The following is a 23,037-nucleotide window of genomic DNA, read 5'->3' on the forward strand; positions in this document are numbered from 1 at the left end:
ATGCGCGCACACCCCATCGACCGCCCGGCCGATCTCGACGAGGTCCGTGAGTCCTACGACCGTGTCGCCGACAACTACGCCCACATGGTGCTGACCACGGGATTCGGCGACATCCGTACGCATCCCTGGCTCAAGGCGTCGATCGACGCCTTCGCCGACACCGTGAGCGGGCTCGGACCCGTCCTCGACGTCGGCTGCGGGCCCGGAACGGTGACCGGCTACCTCGCCGAACGCGGTCTCGACGTCTCCGGGGTCGATCTCTCCCCCCGCATGATCGAGAACGCGCGCCGCCTCTACCCGCACTGCCGCTTCGGCGTCGCCTCCGCCACCGAACTCGACCTCGGCGAGGCGTCTCTCGGCGGTGTGCTCGGGTGGTGGTCCCTGTTCAACCTCCCCCGCGACGTCCTCCCCCAGGTCCTCGCCCACTTCGCGCGCGCCCTGAAGCCGGGCGGCCACTTCATCACCGCGACCCACGTCGGCGACGAGGACGCACGGCGCACCGAGGCCTACGGAGGGGTGCCCGTTCGCTGGACCACCCACAAATGGCGCCCGGACCAACTCGTGGCCCTGATCGAGCAGGCCGGCCTGCACCCCGTCGCCGAACTCCGGCTCCCCGCCGACGAGCAGACCGGCCCGGGCGTGGTGGTCATGGCCAAGCGACCCCACTGACCACCGGCCGCCGGAAGCGGCACATTGATCCGCGCCCGGGGTCAGGAGGGCTGCTGCGCGAAGTCCTTGGTACGGATCGTGAAGAACGAGATCACGCCCGAGGCGAGCGCGATGATCGCGCCGACGAGGAGGAGTTCGTTGAGGCCCGAGGTGAAGGCCGCGGCGGCGAGGTGCTCGACCGGGGCCCGGGCCGCGGCCGGCAGGGAGTCGAGCGTCTGGGTGACCGTGCCGGACTGGACGGCGGTGGAGATCCGGGAGCCGATGTCGCCGACGCCATGGATCGCGGCGATGTGGTCGGTCACGTAGGACTTGATCTTGCTGGAGAACAGGGTGCCGAGCAGCGCGATGCCGGTGGCGATGCCGATCTGGCGGAACGTCGAGTTGATGCCCGACGCCATGCCCGCGTGCGCCGGCTGGACCACACCGACGGCGGTCGACGCCAGCGGTGGATTGACCAGGCCGAGACCGGCGCCGGACATGAGCATGCCGGGGATGAGATGGGTCCATTCGCTCGACGCGTTCAGACCGCGCATCCACAGCAGCCCGCCGCCGATCAGCAGCAGGCCGGGTCCGATCAGCCACTTCACCGGCATCCGGGAGGAGAGCCGTCCCGACACCGTGGACATCACCAGGATGCCGACCGAGATCAGCAACAGCCGCACGCCGGCCCCCAGGGCGCTGAACCCGAGGATGTCCTGGAGGTAGAGCACGAGGTAGAGCAGCATCGACAGGAGGGAGGCACTGAGGCCGAAGGCCGCGATCAGACCGCCGGTGAAGGTCGGCTTCCGGAAGAGTCCCAGATCGAACATCGCCTGCGAGACACGCAGCTCGACCACCACAAACGCGATCATGAGCACGACCGACGCCGCGAGGCACGCGATGACCACTGGGTCGGAGAACGAGTCGTGGCTGGACTGGATGAGCGCGTACACGAGGCTCGACAGGGCGGCGGTGAAGAGGACGAAGCCCGGCCAGTCGGGGTGGCGGGCCTCCGGGTTGCGGGAGTCGGCGACCCTGAGCACGGTGATCGCGACGGCGATCACCCCGATGGGCAGGTTGACGTAGAAGATCCACTCCCAGGACAGGCCGGTGGTGAGCACCCCGCCGAGCAGCGGTCCGATCGCCACGGCCAGTCCGGTGATGGTCCCCCAGATCCCGAAGGCGACCCCGCGGTCCTTGCCCCGGAACGCGTCCGCCAGCAGCGCCAGCGAGACCGAGAACATGATGGAGCCGCCGATGCCCTGGAGCCCCCGGGACAGTTGCAGCATCAGCGAACTGTTCGAGAGTCCGCACAGGAGCGAGGCGAGGCAGAAGACCGCCAGGCCGATGACGTAGAGCTTCTTGCGGCCGTACATGTCGGCCAGGCTGCCCGCGGTGAGCAGCAGGGCGGCCAGCGTGAGGGAGTACGCGTCGACGACCCACTGGAGGTCGGAGAAGCTCGCGTGCAGCGACCGCTGGATGTCGGGCAGCGCCACGTTCACGATGGTGATGTCCAGCAGCAGCATGAACGTGCCCAGGCACACGGCGGTCAGCGTCCACCACTTGTTCTGCGCGGGCGGGGCGTGCCCGGCCCGGCGGGCGGGGCGGGATCCGCCCGGTTCGGGCGCCTCGGGGTCGGCATCAGGCATGCTCACTCCTCGTCCACGGCCTGAGGGGCGTACCGGTCCCACCGACTATCTCCCCCCGGCGGTCCCGGCTCGCCTTCACCGCGCGGGCCAGCCGGGCGAACCTGGTCCGGGGCGTGAGCCACCCGGGCCCGGCCCCGCGCCGGAAGCGCTCCGTGGTCAGGGCGTCGCCGTGGACACCACGTACACGCGGGGGAAGGCCGGGTCCGAGAGGTCGACCACCACGTCCTGGCTGGGTCTGGGGTCCTTCTGGTTGTGGCTCACCCCCGCCCAGGCGTGGTCCGGGATGTCGAAGTCCCAGCCCACCGTGCGCTGGTCACGGGCGGAGATGGGGATGGCACCCTCCTTGAGGGAGGAGCGGGTGACGCCCATCTCCGTCAGGAAGGTGTCGAGCCGTCCCGAGGTGACGTCGAACTGGACGTACAGCCGGCTGGACTTCCAGTTGCTGGTCTCGTAGTAGCGCAGACCGGTGGCGCCGCCGGGGACCGGGACCTCGTAGATGCGGCGCTTCATCTTGGAGGGGCGCAGCGGCTGGAGGCCGGTGGCCGAGGACTCGGCCTCCTTGTCGCGGCCGCTGCTGCGGCTCTGCTCGGCCGAGACCACCAGATAGCCCGCCGGGACGCCGACGAGCAGCACGATGACGATGGCCGTCAGCCAGCGGCGGCGGTTGCGGTGACGGCGGTCCTCCGGGGGCTTGCCGTCGTCGCCCGGCCGTACCGGCTGCGGCTGCGGCACGTGCGGGGGGAGGGTGGTCATGACGGCGGTTCCTCGGTCGGGGCCGTACGGCTGGTACGGATGGCCTGGGCGTACCGCTCGTAGCGTTCGTAGCGCTCGACGCGGCGGCGGGTGGCCCTGCGGAAGCGGCGCGCCACCAGCCGGGCGAGGTCGGCGGCGCCGACCATGCCCGCCTCGGGGCCCAGCTCGGCCTTGACGATGCGCGCCTCGGGGCGGTAGCCGCGCCCGGTGAGGTGGCGGCGGAAGGCGTCGCGGGCCGGGCCGATGAGCAGGTCGTCGGCGGCGCTGACGCCGCCGCCGATGACGAAGCAGGAGGGGTCGAGGGCGGCGGCGAGGTTGGCGATGCCGACGCCGAGCCACTGGCCGATGTCCTGGAACAGCTCGATGCACATGGCGTCGCCCTCGCGGGCGAGTTCGGTGATCAGTGGTCCGGTGATCTCGTGGACGTTGCCCTTGACCCGGTCGATGATGTTGTACGCCACCGGCGAGTCGGCGACGGCCAGCTCCCTGGCTTCCCGTACGAGCGCGTTGCCGGAGCTGTACTGCTCCCAGCAGCCGCGGTTGCCGCAGGGGCAGCGGTGGCCGCCGGGGACGACCTGCATGTGGCCGAATTCGCCGGCGACGCCGTACTTGCCGCGCTTGACCCGGCCGTCCTCCAGGATCGCGCCGCCGATGCCGGTGCCCAGCGTGATCATGACGAGGTGGTCCTCGCCGCGTCCGGCGCCGAAGCGCCACTCCGCCCAGGCCGCGGTGTTGGCGTCGTTGTCGACCATCACGGGGACGGCGAGGCGCCCGGCGATCGCGTCCCGCAGGGGTTCGTCGCGCCAGGCGAGGTGCGGGGCGAAGAGGACGCGCGAGCGGTCGGCGTCGACCCAGCCGGCCGCGCCGATGCCGACGGCGTGTACGTCGTGCCGGTCGGAGAGGTCGAGGACCAGCTCCACGATGGTGTCCTCGACGACCCGGGGGCTCTTGGACTTGTCCGGGGTCTCGGTCCGGATCTTCTCCAGGATGTTGCCGTCCGGGTCGACGACCCCGGCCATCACCTTCGTACCGCCGATGTCGATGCCGACGGTCGGCACCCGGGGCGCGGTGAGGAGAGAGCGGCGCTCCCTGGTGCCGACGGTCCTGAGGACCGTGCCACGGGCGGACCCGCGGTGCGCGAAGTCGCGGTACGTGCTCATCGGCCCGGCTCCCTGGTGTCCGTCGGCTCAGGCCTGCCGTACCGAGTGCGTCCTCGGCTGATCGCTCGCACGAGTCGTGTTGTCCCTGCGGGGTCGGGGCCGGGCCCTGGCGGGCGGCGGCGGCGGACGGTGCCCGCCGGGGCCGATTCTGCCATCCGCCCTGCCCGGGGTCGCCACGGACCGGGGTTCACGGGGTGGTACGGGCCCGGCACGGGCCGGTCGTACGGCCGCCGCGCGGGGCCCGTACGGCTCCGGTACGACGTCGGGCGCGGCCCCGCGCTTACTCCGCGGCCGGCCCCGGGGCGGCCGGACGGGACAGCTCGTGGGTCAGTTCCTCCAGCTCGGAGCCGCCCGCCATCTGGCGGGTCAGCTCGTCCAGGGTGATCGAGTCCTTGGTGTGGCTGCCTGCCATGACACCGCGCTTGAGCAGCGTGAACCGGTCGCCGACGAGGAACGCGTGGTGCGGGTTGTGGGTGATGAGGACCACGCCGAGGCCCGCGTCGCGCGCGGCGGCCACGTACTTGAGGACCACGCCGGACTGCTTGACCCCGAGGGCGGCGGTCGGCTCGTCCAGGACGAGGACCTTCGCGCCGAAGTACACGGCGCGGGCGATGGCCACACACTGGCGCTCGCCGCCCGACAGCGTGCCGATGGGCTGGTCGACGTCGCGCAGGTCGATGCCCATGCGCAGCAGCTCGGCGCGGGTGGTGGCGCGCATCAGGTCCACGTCGAGCCGCTTGAACGGGCCGGAGCCGCGCGTCGGCTCCGAGCCGAGGAAGAAGTTGCGCCAGACCGGCATCAGCGGGACGACGGCGAGGTCCTGGTAGACCGTGGCGATGCCCCGGTCCAGAGCCTCGCGCGGGGACGACAGCGTGGTCTTCCCGCCGTCGATCAGGAAGTCGCCGGCGTCGTGCCGGTGCAGCCCGGAGATGATCTTGATCAGGGTGGACTTGCCGGCGCCGTTGTCGCCCAGCACGCAGCTGATGGAGCCGGCGTGGACCTCCAGGGAGACCCCTTCGAGGGCGCGGACGTTGCCGTAGTACTTGCTGACGCCGTCGAGTTCGACCAGGGCCGTCATCGTGTCGCCTCCGCACGCTTGCGCACCCAGGCGTTGAGCAGGGTGGCCAGAAGGAGCATCGCTCCGAGGAAGAACTTGAACCAGTCGGGGTTCCACTCCGCGTACACGATGCCCTTGCTGGTCATGCCGAAGATGAACGCGCCGACCGCGGAGCCGACGGCGGAGCCGTACCCGCCGGTGATCAGGCAGCCGCCGATGACGGCCGCGATGATGTACGTCAGCTCATTGCCGACGCCCTCGCCGGACTGCACGACGTCGAACGAGAACAGCAGGTGCTGGCCGGAGATCCAGGCACAGAACGCCACCCCCATGTAGAGGCCGATCCTGGTCCTCGCGACCGGCACACCGACCGCCCGCGCCGCGTCGGCGTTGCCGCCGACCGCGAAGATCCAGTTGCCGAAGCGGGTGCGCAGCAGGATCCAGGTGGCGACCGCGACGAGGGCGATCCACCAGAGGATGGTGACCTTCAGCTCGATGTTCCCGAGGGTCAGCTGGGACGCGAAGAGCTTCTTCGCGGAGGGGAAGCCCTCCATGTCGCCGATGGCCTTGGTCGAGACCGTGCCGCTGATCAGCTTCGTCAGGCCGAGGTTGAGGCCGGTGAGCATCAGGAACGTGCCGAGCGTGATGATGAAGCTGGGCAGTTTGGTACGGGTGAGCATGACGCCGTTGAAGGCGCCCAGGGCGAGGGTGACCAGCAGCGAGACGAACACGCCGACCCAGACGTTCGCCGTCATCTGGTAGCTGAACATCGAGGTGACCAGGGCGGAGCTGGTGACCATGACCCCGGCGGAGAGGTCGAACTCGCCGCCGATCATGAGCAGCGCCACCGGGACGGCCATGATCCCGATCGTCGAGGCCGCGTAGAGGACCGTACCGAAGCTGGACATCCGCAGGAACGAGTCCGCGACGACCGCGAAGAAGAGGAAGACCGCGAGGGCGCCGACGACGGCGCCCAGCTCGGGGCGGCCGAGGAGCTTGCGCAACGGGGAGGCGCCCAGCAGCCGTTCGTCACCCGCGCCCGGTCCGGCGGGTCCGCCGGGACGGTCCTTCACGGGGGGTGCGCTCGTGGTCATCGCGTACCCCGGTCGGTGTAGCCCGCCAGTGCCCCGGCGTCCTTCTGCGTGATGATCTGCGGTCCGGTGAGGACGGGGCGTCCGCCGCCGAGCACGTCGGCGTTGTAGCGGTAGAGCCAGAGCAGGTCCACGGCCTCGTACCCCTGGAGGTACGGCTGCTGGTCGACGGCGAAGCCGAGCGTCCCGGCCTTGAGCGAGGCGGCGACGGCGGCGTTGAGGTCGAAGGTGTCGATCTCGGCCTTGCTGTCGGCGGACTTCTTCGCCTGGACGGCGGCGTCGGCGAAGGGCGCGCCGAGGGTGACGACGGTGTCGATGGACGGGTCGGCCTGGAGCTTCGCCTCGATGGAGGCCTGGACGTCGGGCATGTTCGTGCCGTCGACGTACAGGTTGGTCATCGATCCGTCGAAGGTCTTCTTCGCCCCGGCGCAGCGCTGTTCGTGGCCGACGTTGCCCTGTTCGTGGATGACGCAGAGCGCCTTCTTCTTGCCGCGCTTGTCCAGTTCGTCGCCGACGGCCTCCCCGGCGATCGACTCGTCCTGGCCGATGTGGCTCAGCGCGCCGAAGGCCTTGGACTGCTCGGCGCCGGAGTTGACCGTGATCACGGGGATGCCGGCCTTGCGGGCCTTGGCGAGGACGTCCTTCATCGCGTCGGGCTTGGCAAGCGTGACGATCAGCCCGTCGACCTTCTTGTCGATGTACGACTGGACCTGCTGGGCCTGCTCCTGGCCCTGGTCGCTGTGCGCGTAGAGGAACTTGATGTTGTCCTTCTCCGCCGCCTGCTCGGCGCCCCTCTGGACGATGTCCCAGAAGGTGTCGCCGTCCCCGGAGTGGGTGACCATGGCGACGGTCCAGTTCGGGGTGGACACCGCGGCCCGGCCCGCGGCCTGTCCCTCCGCGGAGGCCCGTGCCGCCCGCTGTTCGGCCCGCAGGCCGCCTGTGCTGCTGCATCCCGCGAGCGCCGAGGCCCCGAGCACCGCAGCCAGCACGGCGCCCATGGCGCGCACCCCTGTACCGACCTTTGCCACGACGCAGCGCCCTTCCTGATCTGTCTTCCTGATCTGTCCCGTACCGTTCCGGCGCCCAAGTATCGGTCATGGGCCCCCGGCAGGTAACCGTCGGGTACGGAACAGGTGGAATTCAGGGGCGCACGGGCGGCTGGGATCAGGGGCGTACGAGCAGCTGGAACTCGAAGGCGTAGCGCGAGGCGCGGTAGATGTGCGAGCCGAACTCGACGGCCCGGCCGGTGTCGTCGAACGTGGTCCGTTCCATGGTGAGCAGCGGGGCCCCGGTGGGTTCGGTGAGCTGTCCCGCCTCCTCCGGGGTGGCGGCCCGCGCGCCGACCGACTGGCGGGCGCTGTGCAGGGTGATGCCGCCGGACCGCATCATCCGGTAGAGGCCGGTGGCCTCCAGCCGTGCGGTGTCGCACTCGAACATGCCGGTCGGCAGGTGGTTGCGGAGGTACGCCATGGGCTCGTCGTGCGCGTACCGCAGCCGCTCGATCAGCCGGACCTCGGCGCCCTCCGTCACCCCGAGCGCCGCCGCGATCCGGGCGGTGGCGGGTTCCAGGGTGTTGCACAGGACGCGGGTGGCGGGGCGCTGGCCCGCCGCCTCCAGGTCGTCGAAGAGGCTGCTCAGCTCCAGGGGGCGCTTGACCTGGCTGTGGACGACCTGGGTGCCGACGCCGCGGCGGCGCACCAGCAGGCCCTTGTCGACGAGGGACTGGATGGCCTGGCGGACGGTGGGGCGGGACAGCCCGAGCCGGCCCGCCAGTTCGATCTCGTTGCCGAGGAGGCTGCCCGGGGCCAGCCTGCCCTGTTCGATGGCGCCCTCCAGCTGCTGGGACAGTTGGAAGTACAGGGGCACCGGGCTGGTGCGGTCCACGCTGAGCTGGAGCGGCAGGGAGGGCTCCGTCTCCTGCCCGGGCTGGGACGATCTCGGCTGATGGGGCACGTCGCCGAGCGTAGCCGCCGGGAATGTCGGCGGGAAGTGGTGAAGTTCGATTGTCAGGACAAATGCTTGACACGGCGAGGAGCGTGGCGCCACCTTGGGGCCATGCGCATCGGACTCATCGGCACTGGCCGCATCGGAACGTTTCACGCGGAAGTGCTCAGCCGCCATCGTGAGGTCGGGGCCCTGGTGGTCGCCGACACCGACGCCGCACGGGCGTCCTTCGTCGCGGACCGGACAGGCTCCACCGCCGCTCCCTCCGTGGACGAGATCTTCGCCTGGGGCGTGGACGCCGTGGTGATCGCCTCGGCCACCTCGGCCCACGCCGACCTGATCAGCCGGGCGGCGCGGGCCGGGCTGCCCGCGTTCTGCGAGAAGCCGATAGCGCTGGACCTGCCGGGGACGCTGGGCGCGCTGGCCGATGTCGAGAAGGCGGGCACGGTGCTCCAGCTGGGCTTCATGCGCCGCTTCGACGCGGGGTACACCGCCGCGCGGGAGCTCGTGCGGTCGGGGAAGCTCGGGCGGCTGCACACCGTACGGGCGATCACGTCGGACCCGGCGCCGCCGCCCGCCGGGTATCTGCCGCTGTCCGGCGGGCTGTACCGGGACTGCCTGGTGCACGACTTCGACATCATGCGGTGGGTCACCGGCCGCGAGGTGGTGGAGGTGTACGCGACGGGTTCCGACGCCGGGCCCGCGATGTTCCGCGAGGCGGGCGACGTCGACACCGCGGCGGTGGTGCTCACTCTGGACGACGGGACGCTGGCCACGGCCACGGCCACCCGCTTCAACGGCGCGGGGTACGACGTACGGATGGAACTGGCCGGGGAGCTGGACCAGTTCGCCGTCGGCCTCGACGACCGTACGCCGATCACCTCGACCGAGCCGAAGGGCCCGCCGCGCTGCGACAACCCGTGGCCGGGGTTCCTGGAGCGGTTCGCCCCCGCCTACGAGGCGGAGCTGGACGCCTTCATCCAGGTCGTCAACGGCGAGCTGGACAACCCGTGCGACGGCCGGCAGGCGCTGCACGCGCTGCGGATCGCGGAGGCGTGCGAGCGCTCGCGCCGTGAGCACCGGCCGGTGGCGCTGGCGGAGATCCCGGGGGCCTGAGGGTCGTAGGCGCCCCGCTGGAAGGCGTGCTCACCAGCGCACCGGCAGCCGGCGCGTGCCGCGGATCAGCCGGCCGGGCAGCCAGTCGTACGGCCCCGCCGCCGGGTCGAGCGCCAGGTCCGGGCAGCGTTCCAGCAGGGACCGGACGGCGATCCGGCCCTCCAGCCGGGCCAGCGGGGCGCCCAGGCAGAAGTGGATGCCGTGGCCGAAGGCGAGATGGCCGCCGCCCCGGCCCGGCGTCCGGGACCTGCGGATGTCGAACGTGTCCGGGGCGGTGAAGCGGGCGGGGTCGCGGTCGATCGACGCGAGGGCGACCAGGACCATGTCGCCGGGCGGGACCACCACGTCCCCGTACGCGACCGGTTCCAGGGCGAACCGCCTGGTGCTGGTCTCCACCGGGCCGTCGTAGCGGAGCATCTCCTCGATCGCCCCGTCGAGGAGGGAGAAGTCGGCGCGCAGGGCGGCCAGTTGCTCGGGGTGGTCGAGCAGGGCCCGTACCCCGTTGGAGATCAGGTTGACCGTCGTCTCGTGGCCGGCGACCAGCAGGACGAAGGCCATGGCACGTAACTCGTCGGCGGAGAGCCGGTCGTCGTCCTGGGCGTTGGTGCGCAGCAGCGCGGAGAGCAGGTCGTCGCCGGGGTGCGCGGCCCGTTTGTCCTTGATGAGGTGGTCGAGGTAGGCGGTGAGTTCCCCGGCCGCGGCCTCCGCGTCCCCCGGCCACCGGGGCGCGACAAACCCGTTGGTCCAGGCGCGGAAGGTGTCCCGGTCCTCGTGCGGCACACCGAGGAGTTCGCAGATGACGGTGATGGGCAGCGGGAAGGCCAGCACGTCGACCAGGTCGGCCCGCCCGGTGGCCGGCAGCGCGTCGAGCAGGCCGTCGGTGATCTGCTGGACCCGCGGGCGCAGGCTCTCGACGCGGCGGCCGGTGAACTCCCGGGAGACCAGCTTCCGCAGCCGGGTGTGGTCGGGCGGGTCGCTGGTCAGGACGTGCGGGCCCATCGCCTCCTCCGGCAGACCGCCGGCCACCGGCGACTTGGAGAGCCGGGGATCGGCGAGGGCGGCGCGCCCCTCCTCGTACCCGACGACGAGCCAGAACCGCTGGCCCGTGTCGTCCCGTACCTCGTGAACGGGCCCCGACTCGCGGAGTTTCGCGTAGAACGGGTACGGATCGCTGTTGAAGTCCGGCCCGTAGTCTTCCAGTTCGATGATCGCCATCATGTCACCGTACGTCACCGCCCCGGTCGCCTCCGTCGCCGGTGGCCGGATCCGCGTCATGCACCAACAGGGCGATCTGCACACGGTTGTTGAACCCCAGTTTGGCCAGGACCCGGGAGACGTGGGCCTTGACGGTCGGCACGCTCATATAGAGGTCCGCGGCGATCTCGGCGTTGGACCTGCCCCGGCCGACGGCGTACGCGACCTCCCGCTCCCGGTCGGCGAGGGTGGCGAGCCGGCCGGCCGCGCCGCGCCGGCGGGTGTCCGGGGTGGCGCCCGGGGAGGTGCCCGCCACATGGGTCATCAACTGGCGTGTAACCGCCGGTGAAAGAACCGGGTCGCCCGCCGCGACGCGCCGTACGGCGGAGACGATCCGCTCGGGCGGGGTGTCCTTGAGGACAAACCCGGCGGCGCCCGCGCGCAGCGCCCTCAGCACCTGCTCGTCGGCGTGGAAGGTGGTCAGGACGAGCACCTCGGGGGCGTCGGGGCGGGCCCGCAGCGCCTCGGTGGCGGTCAGTCCGTCCATGGCGGGCATGCGGATGTCCATCAGGACGACGTCGGGGGCGCACCGCTCGACGAGGGGCGCGACCTGGGTGCCGTCGGCGGCCTCCCCCACGATCTCGATGTCCTCGGCGCCGCCGAGCATGAAGGTCAGTCCCGCGCGGACGAGGGGGTCGTCGTCGACGATGAGCAGCCGGATGGTCATGCGGCCCACGGTAGCCAGGCGCGGAGGGCGAAACCGCCGTCTCCCGTGGGTCCGTGGTCGAACCGGCCGCCGGCCAGCGCGGCCCGTTCGGTCAGTCCGATCAGCCCCTGGCCCGAGCCGGGGACGCGCGGGACCTCCCCGGAGGGGGCCGCGTTGTGCACCTCGACGGTGAGCCCGTCGCCGGGGCCGCCGCTCACCACGACGGTCGCCTCGGTGCCCGGGGCGTGCTTGCGGGCGTTGGTGAGGCCCTCCTGGGCGATGCGGTAGGCAGTACGGCCGGTGGCGGCCGGTACGGCGGACACGTCGGCGACCCCGCTGTCGAGGGTGACCTTCATGCCGGCCGCGCGGGACTCGGCGACCAGCTCGTCCAGGGTGACGAGGGTGGGCTGCGGGCGGTTGCCGTCGTCGCCGGGGGCGCGCAGCACCCCGATGATCATCCGCAGGTCCTGCAACGCCTCGTGCGCGCTGTCCCTGATCACTCCGGCCGCCCTGGCGACCTCGGGCGCGGGCGCGTCCGGCCGGAATTCGAGGGCGCCCGCGTGGACGCTGAGCAGGGAGAGCCGGTGGGCGAGCACGTCGTGCATCTCCCGGGCGATGGACTCGCGGGCGAGCCGCTGCGCCTGCTCGGCGCGCAGGTCGGCCTCGGCCTCCGCCCGTACGGCGCGTTCGCGCAGCGCGACGACGAGCTGGCGCCTGGCCCGTACGAGCAGCCCCCAGCCGACCGCCAGCAGGACCAGGAGCACCGTGGCGATCAGGGAGGTGAGAAAGGACGTCGTCGGGTCGGGCCGTACGACGGACTGCACGGTCCCGGTCACGATCGACAGCAGGCCGATGGCGGCGACCGGCCGGAACGGGCGGTGCACGGCCACGCTGAACAGGCTCACCATCGCGGCCCCGCTCGCCACCGGCTCCACCGTCATGCCCAGCGCGAGCACCACCGCGAGGCCGACGGGCCAGCGCCGCCGCGTCCACAGGGCGCAGCAGGCGAGCGCGCCGAGCATCACGTCGAGGAAGACGACACCGTCGGCGTTGCCCGCCACCTGGCCGGTGTCGGTGGCGATCATCCCGAAACCGGCGGCGCCCAGGAACATCAGGGTGTCGGTGACCCAGTCCCGCACGGTCCTGCGGGGGCGGGGCCTGCCCCGGTCCCCGGGCAGCTCGGGCCCCCTCGGGTCGACCATCTCCGAGGGGAGCAGCCAGGGGTGTTCCGTACGCGTCATGCGGACCAATTTAGGCAGGCCGGGGGGTGGTGGGGACCCCGTGGAGCGGCCCGGCTACCAAAGTCACACAGGCGTCTACTTCCGCTCCGGCGGCAGGTCGAAGGAGCCGAACGTGGCGGGTCCGGCCGGCTTGAGCGTGTGGATGACCACCCCCGTGGAGGTCGTCCTGGCGGCGGTCGTACGGAACGCGGCGGGGGTCCCTCCTTCGGGGAAGAAGCGGGCGCCCCTGCCGAGGCGGACCGGGAAGACCAGCAGGTGGTAGGTGTCGATCAGCCCCTCGGCCATCAGCGAGCGGACGAGAGCGCCGCTGCCGTGGATCTGGAGCTCACGCCCCGGCCGCGCCTTGAGGCGGCGGATCTCCTCCGCCACGTCCGAGGAGATGACCCTGGTGTTCTCCCACTCCGCCTTCTCCAGGGTCGTGGAGACCACGTACTTGGGGAGGGTGTTGAGGGGGCCCGCCACCGGGTCGGCGGGGTCGGTCACGAGCGGCCAGTACGACGAGAAGATGTCGTACGTCCTGCGGCCGAGGAGGAAGGCGTCGACGCGGCCGAAGTTCTCGGTGACGAAGGCGCCCATGTCGTCGTCGGAGAACGGGACGACCCAGCCCCCGTACGGGAAGCCCCCGCCGGTGTCCTCGCCGGGCCCGCCGGGGGCCTGCATGACGCCGTCGAGTGAGACGAAGGTGGTGGCGGTCAGTTCCATGGTGCTGCTCCCTTGCGCTCCCGCGACTTCCGCGCTCCTGTTCGGTGTATCAACAGGTGGGACCTCCGGCGACCGCGGAACTCGTCGGTCGGGCGCCCCCGCCGCCGCCCTCGTCTCCGCGCCCGGGAGAGGGTCAGCCGCCCAGCTCCCGGTGGCGCGCCGCCAGGCGGGTCGTGGACTCCTCCGTGAGGGAGCCGAAGAGGCGCAGCCGGGAGATCCCGCCGTCCGGGAAGATGTCGATCCGTACGTGGGTCGCGGTGACGGCCGGGTCCAGGACGAAGCGGTGGTTCGTGTCGGGCTGGAGGCGGGTCCGCGGCAGGATCTCGGTCCAGGCGTCCGGTTCCGCGGCCTCCGCGTCCCGCACGGACAGGGTCGCCCAGCCGGCCGCGTTGCCCTTCAGGTACGCGGTGTCGATCTCGGCGGCAAGGATCTCGGCCCTGTCCACCAGCCGGTAGCGGATCCAGTCGTTGCCGAGGTCCCGGCGGCGCCGGGTCTCCCAACCGTCGTCCATCTGGCGGGAGCGGCCGGGCTGGATCGTGTGCTCGGGCGGGGAGTAGAAGCGGTCGGAGGCGTCCTCGACCACGCCGCCGTTCTCCAGCGCGACGAGGTCGACCGTACCGAGCACGGCGAGCCACGCCGGGTCGGGAGCGACCTCGCCGTGCACCCGCAGCCGGGCGATCCCGCCGTCGGGGTGCTGGTTGAGCCGCAGGTGGGTGAAGCGCTGTTCGGCGCCGACCACGAAGCCGTTGGCGGCGTGCCCGCCGACGGGGGTACGGGGCACGAGCGTCGTCCACTTCACCGTGTCGGCGAGGAGGTCCGCCGGGGACGGGGAGCCGGGCAGCGAGGTCGCCTCGACGGAGACGGCCCGGGGGTGGTTGCCCCGGAAGTGGGCGGTGTCGACCACGATCCCCCGGATGACGCCGGGCGCGCCGAGCCTGATCAGCGCCCAGTCGTGGTCGCCGTCGGCGGGGTGCGGCCGTCCGGCGTCGGCGCCGCGTCTGCGCCGGGTCTCCCAGCCGTCCATGATCTTGCCCTTGTGCCCGAACCGCTCGGGGTCGAAGACGGCGGGCCCGGTGACGAGCAGGTTCTCGCGCTCGGCGAAGAACTCGTCGTTGGCGGCGACGACCCCGGCGCCCAGCCGCCGGTCCGCGAGGTCGACGAGGTGGGTGAAGGGGAAGGCGGCGGTGCGGTAGTCGGCGTACGGATCACCGCCGCCGTACGGGCGGGCGTCACCGGTGAACGAGGGCGGGGGTGCCTGCGTCAGGGGCGCGGGTGCCTGCGTCAAGGTCGGTCGTTCCTTTCGATCAGTCGGCCGGCGGGCTCGGCGAGGGTGCCTTCGTGCGCGATACGGGTGCCCCGCAGCCAGGTGGACCGCACGACGCCGTAGAGGGTCTTCCCCGCGTACGCGGTGATGTGGTTACGGTGCTGGAGGGCGGCCGGGTCGACGGTGAAGGACGCGTCGGGCGCGAGGACGGCGAAGTCGGCGTCGCGGCCCGCCTCGACGGCGCCCTTGCGGTTCAGCCCGGCGAGTGCGGCGGGGGCCGTGGACATCCAGCGGGCGAGGTCTGCCAGGGTGTGGCCGCGGCGGCGCGCCTGGGTCCAGACGGCCGGGAGCCCCAGCTGGAGCGAGGAGATGCCGCCCCAGGCGGTGGCGAAGTCGGGGGTCTTGAGGTCGGTGGTGCAGGGCGAGTGGTCGGAGACGACGCAGTCGATCGTGCCGTCGGCGAGCCCCTGCCAGAGCGCGTCCTGGTTCGCCGCCTCGCGGATGGGCGGGCAGCACTTGAACTCGGTCGCCCCGTCCGGGACTTCCTCGGCCGTGAGAGTGAGGAAGTGCGGGCACGTCTCCACGGTGATCCGCACGCCCTCGCGTTTGGCCGCCGCTATCAGCGGCAGGGCGTCCGACGACGACAGGTGCAGGACGTGCACCCGCGCGCCGAGCCGCCGCGCCTCCGCGATCAGCCGGGTGATCGCCGCGTTCTCGGCGGCGCGGGGCCGGGAGGCGAGGAAGCCCGCGTAGTCGCTGCCGCCCCGCTGGGGCGCGGCGGCCAGCGTGTGCGGGTCCTCGGCGTGCACGATCAGCAGGCCGCCGAAGCCGGTGATCTCGGCGAGCGAGCGGCCGAGCTGTTCCTGGTCCAGCTCGGGGAACTCCTCCACGCCGGAGGGCGACAGGAAACACTTGAAGCCGAAGACGCCGGCGTCGTACAGCGGCCGCAGGTCCTTGACGTTGCCGGGGATCGCGCCGCCCCAGAAGCCGGTGTCGACGTGGGCCTTGGGGGCCGCCACCTCCCGTTTCACCCGCAGGTTCGCGGCCGTGGTGGTGGGCGGCAGGGAGTTGAGCGGCATGTCGAGGAGGGTGGTGATCCCGCCGGCCGCGGCGGCGCGGGTGGCGGTCCAGAAGCCCTCCCAGGCGGTCCGGCCCGGGTCGTTGACGTGCACGTGGGTGTCGACGAGGCCGGGCAGGACCACGTCGTCCCCGGTGTCCTCCAGGCGTGCGCCGGGCGGCACCTCGGAGTCGTACGGGAGGACGGCCGCGATCCTGCCGTCCGCGCCGGTCACGGCGATCGAGGCGGGGCGGATCCCGTCCGGGGTGACGACGCGCGTCGAGCGCAGTACCAGGCTCACTTCGGACACGGGCGCCCCTCGCTTCCCCGCCACGGAATTCCCCGCCACGGAATTCAACGAACTGTTGAAGGAGTCTTCACCTCCCGCCGGGCCCCGTCAAGACCGGCCCGCCGGAGCCCGCGCCGCCCGGGCGCCCGCGCGCTACACTGGATTATTTCCACGGAGCGGAATCCAGTTTTCGCCTGGCAGAAGGTACCGTTGCTGTCATACAGCACGAAAAGATCACCCCGGGCCCGGCCCGGTAGGCTGCGTGCCTGCCCACCCGCCCGCCCCGAAAGGACCGTGCCGTGCCGTCGTCCAGCGCCAGCACCACCGACGCCGCCAAGACCACCGCCAGCGGCGGCGTCCAGTCCCTGGAGCGCGCCTTCGACCTGCTCGAACGGATGGCGGACGCGGGCGGCGAGGTCGGGCTGAGTGAGCTGTCCGCGAGCAGCGGGCTGCCGCTGCCCACCATCCACCGTCTCATGCGCACGCTGGTGGCCTGCGGCTACGTACGCCAGCAGGCGAACCGGCGGTACGCGCTCGGCCCCCGGCTCATCCGCCTCGGCGAGTCGTCGGCCCGGCTGCTCGGCACCTGGGCGCGGCCCTATCTGGCCCGGCTGGTCGAGGAGACCGGCGAGACCGCGAACATGGCGCTGCTGGACGGCGACGAGATCGTGTACGTGGCGCAGGTCCCGTCCAAGCACTCCATGCGGATGTTCACGGAGGTGGGCCGGCGGGTCCTGCCGCACTCGACCGGAGTGGGCAAGGCGCTGCTCGCGCACACCCCGCCGGAGGAGGTGCGCGCCCTGCTCGCCCGGACGGGCATGCCCGCCGCCACCGAGAAGACGATCACGACGGCCGAGGGTTTCCTGGCCGCCCTGGAGACCGTACGGGGCGCCGGGTACGCCATCGACGACAACGAGCAGGAGATGGGCGTCCGCTGTGTCGCGGTGTCCGTCCCCAACTCCCCCACGGCGGCGGCCATTTCGATCTCGGGTCCGGCAGGGCGGGTGACGGAGGCGGTCACGGAACGGATCGTGCCGGTGCTCCAGGAGGTGGCCAGGGACCTGTCCGCCGCGCTGGCGAGCACGGCGGCGCAGCAGGCCTGACGTCCGCGCCGCAGGCTTGGCGTCCGCGCCGCAGGCCTGACGTTCTCAGGCCGCTCCGATCTCGCTCAGCGGGGGCGGGACGCGTTCCCGAAGACGTCCACGGCCGCCCGTACCGCCAGCAGCGGGGACGTGAGCGCGCTCACCGAACCGATCGAGCCGACGATCAGCAGCAGCGAGCGGCGCATGCGCGGCACCTCGGGCGCCCCGTTCGCGGCCATCGTGGCGAGCGCGGACAGTTCGTCCTCGGCGATCGCCCGGTCCCGGAACTCCGCCGGATACGCGGCCAGTTCGCGCCGCAGCCGCGACACGGCGGCCCGCAGCTCCACGACACCGGGCTCCTCGCGCCGCTCACCCCGCCCGTAGCTCTCTGTCACCCGCGGTTGCCCCACGCTGCGCAACAAAGCTGTCCCCCCCTAAGGCCGTCTGTTCCGGCCCAGCCCTGGCACGGAAGCCCGCGCCGTTATGTCCGACCTCTCGCGGCGATGGTCAAGCGCCAAGGTTCGCAGGCAAGTTAACGTCATCCCGAGCGGTATGCGCCACTCCATGGACCGAATACGGCGGGAATGCGAAAGGATTTCCCGCGGACCCGAAATGCGGCCACACCCCGGGATGAGGTATCCAGGGCAGATGGCCGCCGCACCGTACGAACGGAACCGCTCCCGTCCCCCCGGCACCCGCCCGCGCGTCGCCGGACTGCTGCTCGCCGCCGGCGGGGGGCGGCGGCTCGGCGGGCGCCCCAAGGCGCTGCTCGAACACCGGGGGGCGCTCCTGGTCGAGCGGGCGGCGGGGGTGCTCCACGCGGGGGGCTGCGATCCGGTGCACGTGGTGCTGGGGGCGGCCTCGGAGGAGGTGCGGCGCCGGGCGGAGCTGCCGGGGTGTGTCCTGGTCGATAACCGGGGGTGGGCCGACGGCATGGGCTCCTCGCTGCGCGCGGGGCTCACCTCCCTGGCCGCCACGGACGCCAGGGCGGTGGTGGTGCTGCTCGTGGACCAGCCGGGGATCGGCGCGGAGGCGGTGGCCCGGGTCGTGGCCGACCACCGGTCCGCCGACTCGCTCGCGTCGGCCGCGTACGGGGGGAAGCGCGGGCATCCCGTGCTGTTCGGCTGCCATCGCTGGGTGGAGATCGCGGCGGATGCCCGGGGCGATCGCGGGGCACGCGGATATCTGACGGCCCATGAGAACGACATCACGCTGGTCGAGTGCGGGGATGTCGCGCGGGCGTACGACATCGACACGGAGGAGGATCTGCGGCACCTGGAGCCCCCCGCGTAAAGGTGCGCAGAGGTACGGGGACAGCCGGCGCGCCACCGGCGACAACCCGTGGCACTGCGCGCCACGATGCCTCGACGCGGAGAGTCTCGACATCAACAAACCATTGAAGTTCCACCATGAGGAAACTAGTATCCACAGGTCACGTGTGCCCGCCCCCCGGGCGGACACCTGCGACCGCATCCCGGCGCCACGGCACTCAGTGCCGTCCGAGGCGAGCAACCGGCCGCCGGGCACCACCCGGCAGCTCGCCGAAGGAGTCGAGAGACCATGTCCGCACCAGCTCCCTCCCCCCTGGCCGTCGTGGACGCCGAGCCCCTGCCCCGCCAGGACGAGGTCCTGACCGAGGCGGCCCTCACGTTCGTGGCCGAGCTGCACCGGCGGTTCACCCCCCGCCGCGACGAACTGCTGGCACACCGTGCCGAGCGGCGCGCCGAGATCGCCCGTACCTCCAGCCTGGACTTCCTGCCGGAGACCGCCGCCGTCCGCGCGGACGACACCTGGCGGGTCGCGCCGTCGCCGGCCGCGCTGGACGACCGGCGGGTGGAGATCACCGGCCCCACCGACCGCAAGATGACGATCAACGCGCTCAACTCCGGGGCGAGGATCTGGCTCGCGGACTTCGAGGACGCGTCCGCGCCCACCTGGGAGAACGTGGTCCTGGGCCAGGTCAACCTGATCGACGCCTACGAGCGCCGCATCGACTTCACGGATCCGTCCACCGGCAAGTCGTACGCGCTCAGGGCAGCCGACGAGCTCGCGACCGTGGTGATGCGCCCGCGCGGCTGGCATCTGGCGGAGCGTCACCTCCAGCTGGACGGCGAGCCGGTGCCGGGGGCGCTGGTCGACTTCGGGCTGTACTTCTTCCACAACGCCCAGCGGCTGATCGACCTCGGCAAGGGCCCGTACTTCTACCTCCCGAAGACGGAGTCGTATCTGGAGGCGCGCCTGTGGAACGACGTCTTCGTCTTCGCGCAGGACTACTTCGGCATCGCGCAGGGCACGGTCCGGGCGACCGTGCTGATCGAGACGATCACGGCGGCGTACGAAATGGAGGAGATCCTCTACGAGTTGCGCGACCACGCGTCCGGGCTGAACGCCGGCCGCTGGGACTACCTGTTCTCGATCGTGAAGAACTTCCGGGACGGCGGCGCCAAGTTCGTCCTGCCGGACCGCAACGCGGTCACGATGACGGCCCCGTTCATGCGGGCGTACACCGAACTCCTCGTCCGTACCTGCCACAAGCGCGGCGCGCACGCGCTCGGCGGCATGGCCGCGTTCATCCCGTCCCGCCGCGATCCCGAAGTCAACAAGGTCGCCTTCGAGAAGGTCAAGGCCGACAAGGACCGCGAGGCGCGGGACGGTTTCGACGGCTCGTGGGTGGCCCACCCCGACCTGGTCCCGATCGCCATGGCGTCCTTCGACGCGGTCCTCGGCGACCGGCCGAACCAGAAGGACCGGCTCCGCGAGGACGTCCATGTCGCGGCGGGGGACCTGATCGCCGTCGACTCCCTGGACGCCCGGCCCACGTACGACGGCATGCGCAACGCGGTGCAGGTCGGCATCCGCTACATCGAGGCGTGGCTGCGGGGCAGCGGCGCCGTGGCGATCTTCAACCTGATGGAGGACGCGGCCACCGCCGAGATCTCCCGCTCCCAGATCTGGCAGTGGATCAACGCCGGGGTGGAGTTCGAGCACGAAGGACGGACGGTACGGGCCACTCCGGAGCTGGCGCGCGAGCTGGCCGCCGACGAACTCGCCGCGATCCGCGCGGAGAGCGGCGAGGAGGCGTTCGCGGCCGGAAAGTGGCAGCAGGCCCACGACCTGCTGCTGACGGTGGCCCTGGACGAGGACTACGCGGACTTCCTCACCCTCCCGGCGTACGAACAGCTGCGCGGCTGAGGATTCCCGCCCTCTGAGCATTCCCGCCCCCGCCTGCGATGAGTTTTGCCGGCGGGGGCGGTCTGCACTGGCATGGATACAGATACGGATACGGACACGCAGGCGACGGCAGGGGCAGGCCCGGGTCCAGCGCCCGGCATGATCGATCTCGGTCCGGTGTGCCGCGCGACGGCCCGGGTGGCGGCCGGGGTCCCGGACGAGCGGCTGGCCGGGCCGACCCCCTGTCCCGCCTACACCGTCCGGGACGTCCTCGCGCATCTGGCCGGGCTGACGATCGCGTTCCGGGACGCCGCGGCCAAGAAGCGGGGCGCGACCACGGACACGGCGCCCGAGCCGGGAAACCTCCCCGTGCTGGAGGAGGGCTGGCGCGAGGCACTGCCACGGCAGCTGGACGAACTGGCCGCCGCGTGGCGGGATGCCGCCGCCTGGGAGGGCGGGACCCGGGTCGGCGGGGTGGATCTGCCCGGCGAGGTGGCCGGGGTGGTCGCCCTCAACGAGGTGCTGGTGCACGGCTGGGACGTGGCGCGCGCCACGGGTCAGGTGTACGAGGCCGACGAGGCGGGCCTGCGGGCGTCGTACGGGATGCTCAGCGCGCCCCGGCCGGCGGAGGGGATCTTCGGACCGCCGGTCGCCGTGGGCGGGGACGCGCCGCTGCTGGACCAGGTGATCGGGCTGAGCGGCCGGCGGCCGGACTGGCTGCCCGACCGGCTGCCCGAGGCGTAACCCATCGCCGTTCGTACCAGGGCGCGTGTCGCCGAACCGCCGCGCAGGGGACGGCAGTTCGGCGGCCTCCCCTAGGGGCGCGTCCGCCCGGTCGGGGGGCCGGGCGGGCGTGTTCGGGTGCGTCGGGGGTCGGGTCGGGCGCCTCAGACCGCGTTGAGTCCGCGCCCGTGCGCCTCGTCGTACGCCGCCCGGGACTCCGCGATCGTCACCCGGTGGCGCTCGGCCCAGTCCGTCAGGCCCAGCAGGCTCGCGTGCAACTCGCGGGCGACCGGCGTCAGTTCGTACTCCACCTTGGGCGGGACCGTCGCGTGCGCCGTACGGGTCAGCAGTCCGTCGCGCTCCAGGTTCCGCAGCGTCAGTGTGAGCATGCGGCGGCTGATGCCCTCGATCGAGCGCTCCAACTCCGTGAAGCGGATGGGCCCGTGGGCCGCCGCCACGATGATCAGCACACTCCATTTCCCGGCGACCCTGTCAAGAACTTCCCGGACCGGGCAGGCCTGCGCGTGCACGACCTGGGTGGTTACACGCGTGTTCCCCTGGGACATCGAAGTGCCTCCTTCTGCCGAGCTTCACGGTCACCCACGATGACCTCCGTTACAGATCGTGCGCCTTTGGAGGTCAGGACCCATGAACAGGGACGTACAGACCGTTCCACCCTCTCATCCTTCGCCCCGGACGGCGCTTGCCGTGCTGTGCGCGGGGAGCCTCATGACCGTGCTGGACGGCAGCATCGTGACCGTCGCGATGCCCGCGATGCAGTCCGATCTCGGCTTCTCGCCGGCCGGGCTCGCGTGGGTCGTCAACGCGTATCTCATCGCCTTCGCGGGCCTGTTGCTGCTCGCCGGCCGGCTGGGTGATCTCCTCGGCCGCCGCCGGATGTTCGTCTCCGGGCTGGCCGTGTTCACCGTGGCGTCCGTGCTCTGCGGCCTCTCCCCCAGCGCCGGAACGCTGGTCACCGCGCGCTTCCTCCAGGGCGTCGGCGGGGCGATGACCTCGGCGGTGGTGCTGGGCATGCTGGTGGCCCTCTTCCCCGAGGGTCACGAACGGGCGCGAGCCATCGCGGTGTTCAGCGCGTCGGCCGCCGCGGGCGGCGCCATCGGCACCTTTCTCGGGGGCGCCCTCACCGCCGCCCTCGGGTGGCACGCGATCTTCCTCATCAACCTGCCGATCGGCGCCGCCGCGCTGATCGCCGCGCGACGGGTCCTGGCGGACGACCGCGGGCAGGGCCTGCGCGAAGGCGCCGACTACCTGGGCGCCGTCCTGGTGACGGGCGCGCTGATGCTCGGGGTGTACACACTCGTGCGGACCACCGACCACGGGTGGGGATCGGCCCGCACACTCGGCCTCGGCGCGCTGTCCGTGCTGCTCCTCGCGGCCTTCGCCGCCCGGCAGTCGTACGCCGCCGATCCACTGCTGCGGCTGGGGCTGCTGCGGTCCCGTACCGTCACCGGCGCCAATCTCGTCCACATGCTCATGGTCGCCGGGATGTTCACCTTCCAGTACCTCGGCGCGCTCTACCTCCAGCGGGTCCTGGGCCTCGGCGAACTGGCCACCGGGGTCGCCTTCCTGCCCGCGCCGGTGGTCATCGGGGTGATGATGCTCGGATTCTCGGCGCGGCTCAACGCCCGTTTCGGACCACGGCCGTTGCTGTTCGGCGGGCTCGTCCTGATCGTCGGCGGGCTGGCGCTGTTCGGGCGGGCGCCCACGGACGGTTCGTACGCGACGGACGTCCTGCCGGTGATGCTCCTGCTCGGGGTCGGCTTCGGGCTGGCGATGCCCGCCCTGACGGGCCTGGCCATGGCCGACGTACGACCGGAGGACGGCGGGCTGGCGTCCGGCCTGTTCAACACGACGCAGGTGGTGGGCGGCGCGCTCGGTCTCGCCGTGCACGCGGCCCTCGCCTCGGACCGTACGCGGGACCTCCTCGCGGCCGGTGAGGACGCGGCCTCGGCGACGGGCGGCGGCTACCGGCTCGCGTTCCTCTCGGCGGCGGGGGTGGCCACGGCGGCGCTCGTGGCGGCGGTCGCCCTGCTGCGGCGGGGACCGGCCGGGGAGACGGCGAAGGACACGGCGGCGGACACGGCGACCGAGGAGACGACGGACACCGCGGCGGACACGCGGGACACGACGGACAACTCCGCCGGGAGCGCGCGCGTAATCTCGTGAGCG

Annotated in this window: 22 protein-coding genes; 7 read left to right on the forward strand and 15 right to left on the reverse strand. The window is 72.2% G+C overall.

The genetic code is table 11. The features are described from left to right. Complete coding sequence (locus tag ACIO1C_RS15710) at positions 1 to 669, forward strand: class I SAM-dependent methyltransferase (protein WP_401863329.1); 669 nt, start codon at positions 1 to 3, stop codon at positions 667 to 669. Positions 670 to 710: 41 nt separating this feature from the next. Here ACIO1C_RS15710 and ACIO1C_RS15715 read toward each other — a convergent pair whose 3' ends face one another. The 7 genes from ACIO1C_RS15715 to ACIO1C_RS15745 form a co-directional block, all read right to left on the reverse strand. After that, complete coding sequence (locus ACIO1C_RS15715) at positions 711 to 2,297, reverse strand: MFS transporter (RefSeq protein ID WP_401863332.1); 1,587 nt, start codon at positions 2,295 to 2,297, stop codon at positions 711 to 713. A gap of 156 nt (positions 2,298 to 2,453) precedes the next feature. Then, complete coding sequence (locus tag ACIO1C_RS15720; RefSeq protein WP_401863335.1) at positions 2,454 to 3,050, reverse strand: hypothetical protein; 597 nt, start codon at positions 3,048 to 3,050, stop codon at positions 2,454 to 2,456. Continuing rightward, on the reverse strand, positions 3,047 to 4,210 hold the full coding sequence (locus ACIO1C_RS15725; RefSeq protein ID WP_327233695.1) for an ROK family glucokinase: 1,164 nt from the start codon (positions 4,208 to 4,210) through the stop codon (positions 3,047 to 3,049). Before ACIO1C_RS15725 ends, ACIO1C_RS15720 begins: the two co-directional genes overlap by 4 nt. 280 nt (positions 4,211 to 4,490) lie before the next feature. Further along, the gene (locus ACIO1C_RS15730) at positions 4,491 to 5,288 is read right to left on the reverse strand and encodes an ATP-binding cassette domain-containing protein (protein ID WP_401863338.1); all 798 of its coding nucleotides are present in this window, start codon (positions 5,286 to 5,288) and stop codon (positions 4,491 to 4,493) included. Beyond that, positions 5,285 to 6,361: an ABC transporter permease gene (locus ACIO1C_RS15735; RefSeq protein ID WP_401863339.1), complete on the reverse strand. Its 1,077-nt coding sequence runs from the start codon at positions 6,359 to 6,361 to the stop codon at positions 5,285 to 5,287. The genes ACIO1C_RS15730 and ACIO1C_RS15735 overlap by 4 nt, the downstream gene beginning before the upstream one ends. Then, positions 6,358 to 7,386: a substrate-binding domain-containing protein gene (locus ACIO1C_RS15740; RefSeq protein WP_401863342.1), complete on the reverse strand. Its 1,029-nt coding sequence runs from the start codon at positions 7,384 to 7,386 to the stop codon at positions 6,358 to 6,360. Before ACIO1C_RS15740 ends, ACIO1C_RS15735 begins: the two co-directional genes overlap by 4 nt. 136 nt (positions 7,387 to 7,522) lie before the next feature. Next, entirely contained in the window at positions 7,523 to 8,260 is a 738-nt protein-coding gene (locus ACIO1C_RS15745; RefSeq protein ID WP_401864113.1) for a GntR family transcriptional regulator, read from the reverse strand. Positions 8,261 to 8,413: 153 nt separating this feature from the next. Here ACIO1C_RS15745 and ACIO1C_RS15750 point away from each other — a divergent pair, with 153 nt between their 5' ends. Continuing rightward, positions 8,414 to 9,418 (forward strand): Gfo/Idh/MocA family oxidoreductase, encoded by a 1,005-nt coding sequence (locus ACIO1C_RS15750; protein ID WP_401863344.1) that lies wholly within the window; start codon positions 8,414 to 8,416, stop codon positions 9,416 to 9,418. Positions 9,419 to 9,448: 30 nt separating this feature from the next. Here ACIO1C_RS15750 and ACIO1C_RS15755 read toward each other — a convergent pair whose 3' ends face one another. The 6 genes from ACIO1C_RS15755 to allB all read right to left on the reverse strand — a co-directional run bounded on the left by ACIO1C_RS15755 (position 9,449) and on the right by allB (position 15,892). Beyond that, positions 9,449 to 10,636, reverse strand: coding sequence for a cytochrome P450 (locus tag ACIO1C_RS15755; RefSeq protein ID WP_401864115.1), 1,188 nt, complete (start codon positions 10,634 to 10,636; stop codon positions 9,449 to 9,451). 1 nt (position 10,637) lies between these two features. Next, the gene (locus ACIO1C_RS15760; protein WP_401863347.1) at positions 10,638 to 11,339 is read right to left on the reverse strand and encodes a response regulator; all 702 of its coding nucleotides are present in this window, start codon (positions 11,337 to 11,339) and stop codon (positions 10,638 to 10,640) included. Beyond that, positions 11,336 to 12,559, reverse strand: coding sequence for a sensor histidine kinase (locus ACIO1C_RS15765; RefSeq protein WP_401863350.1), 1,224 nt, complete (start codon positions 12,557 to 12,559; stop codon positions 11,336 to 11,338). Before ACIO1C_RS15765 ends, ACIO1C_RS15760 begins: the two co-directional genes overlap by 4 nt. A gap of 75 nt (positions 12,560 to 12,634) precedes the next feature. Next, positions 12,635 to 13,261 carry a dihydrofolate reductase family protein gene (locus ACIO1C_RS15770; RefSeq protein WP_401863353.1) on the reverse strand — a complete coding sequence of 209 codons (627 nt, stop codon included), beginning with the start codon at positions 13,259 to 13,261 and terminating at the stop codon, positions 12,635 to 12,637. A gap of 133 nt (positions 13,262 to 13,394) precedes the next feature. Then, the gene (alc, locus tag ACIO1C_RS15775; protein ID WP_401864118.1) at positions 13,395 to 14,525 is read right to left on the reverse strand and encodes an allantoicase; all 1,131 of its coding nucleotides are present in this window, start codon (positions 14,523 to 14,525) and stop codon (positions 13,395 to 13,397) included. Positions 14,526 to 14,542: 17 nt separating this feature from the next. After that, the gene (gene allB, locus ACIO1C_RS15780) at positions 14,543 to 15,892 is read right to left on the reverse strand and encodes an allantoinase AllB (protein WP_401863356.1); all 1,350 of its coding nucleotides are present in this window, start codon (positions 15,890 to 15,892) and stop codon (positions 14,543 to 14,545) included. Positions 15,893 to 16,170: 278 nt separating this feature from the next. Between allB and ACIO1C_RS15785 the strand changes: the two genes are divergently transcribed. After that, positions 16,171 to 16,974, forward strand: coding sequence for an IclR family transcriptional regulator (locus ACIO1C_RS15785; protein ID WP_401863359.1), 804 nt, complete (start codon positions 16,171 to 16,173; stop codon positions 16,972 to 16,974). A gap of 65 nt (positions 16,975 to 17,039) precedes the next feature. On the opposite strand, the gene ACIO1C_RS15790 is transcribed toward ACIO1C_RS15785, so the two are convergent. Next, the gene (locus tag ACIO1C_RS15790; RefSeq protein WP_401863362.1) at positions 17,040 to 17,375 is read right to left on the reverse strand and encodes a DUF5955 family protein; all 336 of its coding nucleotides are present in this window, start codon (positions 17,373 to 17,375) and stop codon (positions 17,040 to 17,042) included. A gap of 226 nt (positions 17,376 to 17,601) precedes the next feature. Between ACIO1C_RS15790 and ACIO1C_RS15795 the strand changes: the two genes are divergently transcribed. The 3 genes from ACIO1C_RS15795 (at position 17,602) to ACIO1C_RS15805 (ending at position 20,868) form a co-directional block, all read left to right on the forward strand. Next, positions 17,602 to 18,246 carry an NTP transferase domain-containing protein gene (locus tag ACIO1C_RS15795; RefSeq protein WP_401863365.1) on the forward strand — a complete coding sequence of 215 codons (645 nt, stop codon included), beginning with the start codon at positions 17,602 to 17,604 and terminating at the stop codon, positions 18,244 to 18,246. A 267-nt stretch (positions 18,247 to 18,513) separates the two neighbouring features. Further along, a complete protein-coding gene (aceB, locus tag ACIO1C_RS15800) occupies positions 18,514 to 20,145 on the forward strand; it encodes a malate synthase A (protein ID WP_401863368.1) in 1,632 nt (543 codons plus the stop codon). Positions 20,146 to 20,283: 138 nt separating this feature from the next. Beyond that, positions 20,284 to 20,868 carry a TIGR03086 family metal-binding protein gene (locus tag ACIO1C_RS15805; RefSeq protein WP_401863370.1) on the forward strand — a complete coding sequence of 195 codons (585 nt, stop codon included), beginning with the start codon at positions 20,284 to 20,286 and terminating at the stop codon, positions 20,866 to 20,868. 143 nt (positions 20,869 to 21,011) lie between these two features. On the opposite strand, the gene ACIO1C_RS15810 is transcribed toward ACIO1C_RS15805, so the two are convergent. Then, positions 21,012 to 21,413: a winged helix-turn-helix transcriptional regulator gene (locus tag ACIO1C_RS15810; protein WP_401863371.1), complete on the reverse strand. Its 402-nt coding sequence runs from the start codon at positions 21,411 to 21,413 to the stop codon at positions 21,012 to 21,014. A 163-nt stretch (positions 21,414 to 21,576) separates the two neighbouring features. On the opposite strand from ACIO1C_RS15810, the gene ACIO1C_RS15815 reads away from it, so the two are divergent. Continuing rightward, positions 21,577 to 23,034: an MFS transporter gene (locus tag ACIO1C_RS15815; RefSeq protein ID WP_401863374.1), complete on the forward strand. Its 1,458-nt coding sequence runs from the start codon at positions 21,577 to 21,579 to the stop codon at positions 23,032 to 23,034. Positions 23,035 to 23,037: the final 3 nt, after the last annotated feature.

This window comes from Streptomyces sp. NPDC087420, from assembly GCF_044744165.1.
In the GTDB taxonomy this organism is placed as follows: domain Bacteria; phylum Actinomycetota; class Actinomycetes; order Streptomycetales; family Streptomycetaceae; genus Streptomyces.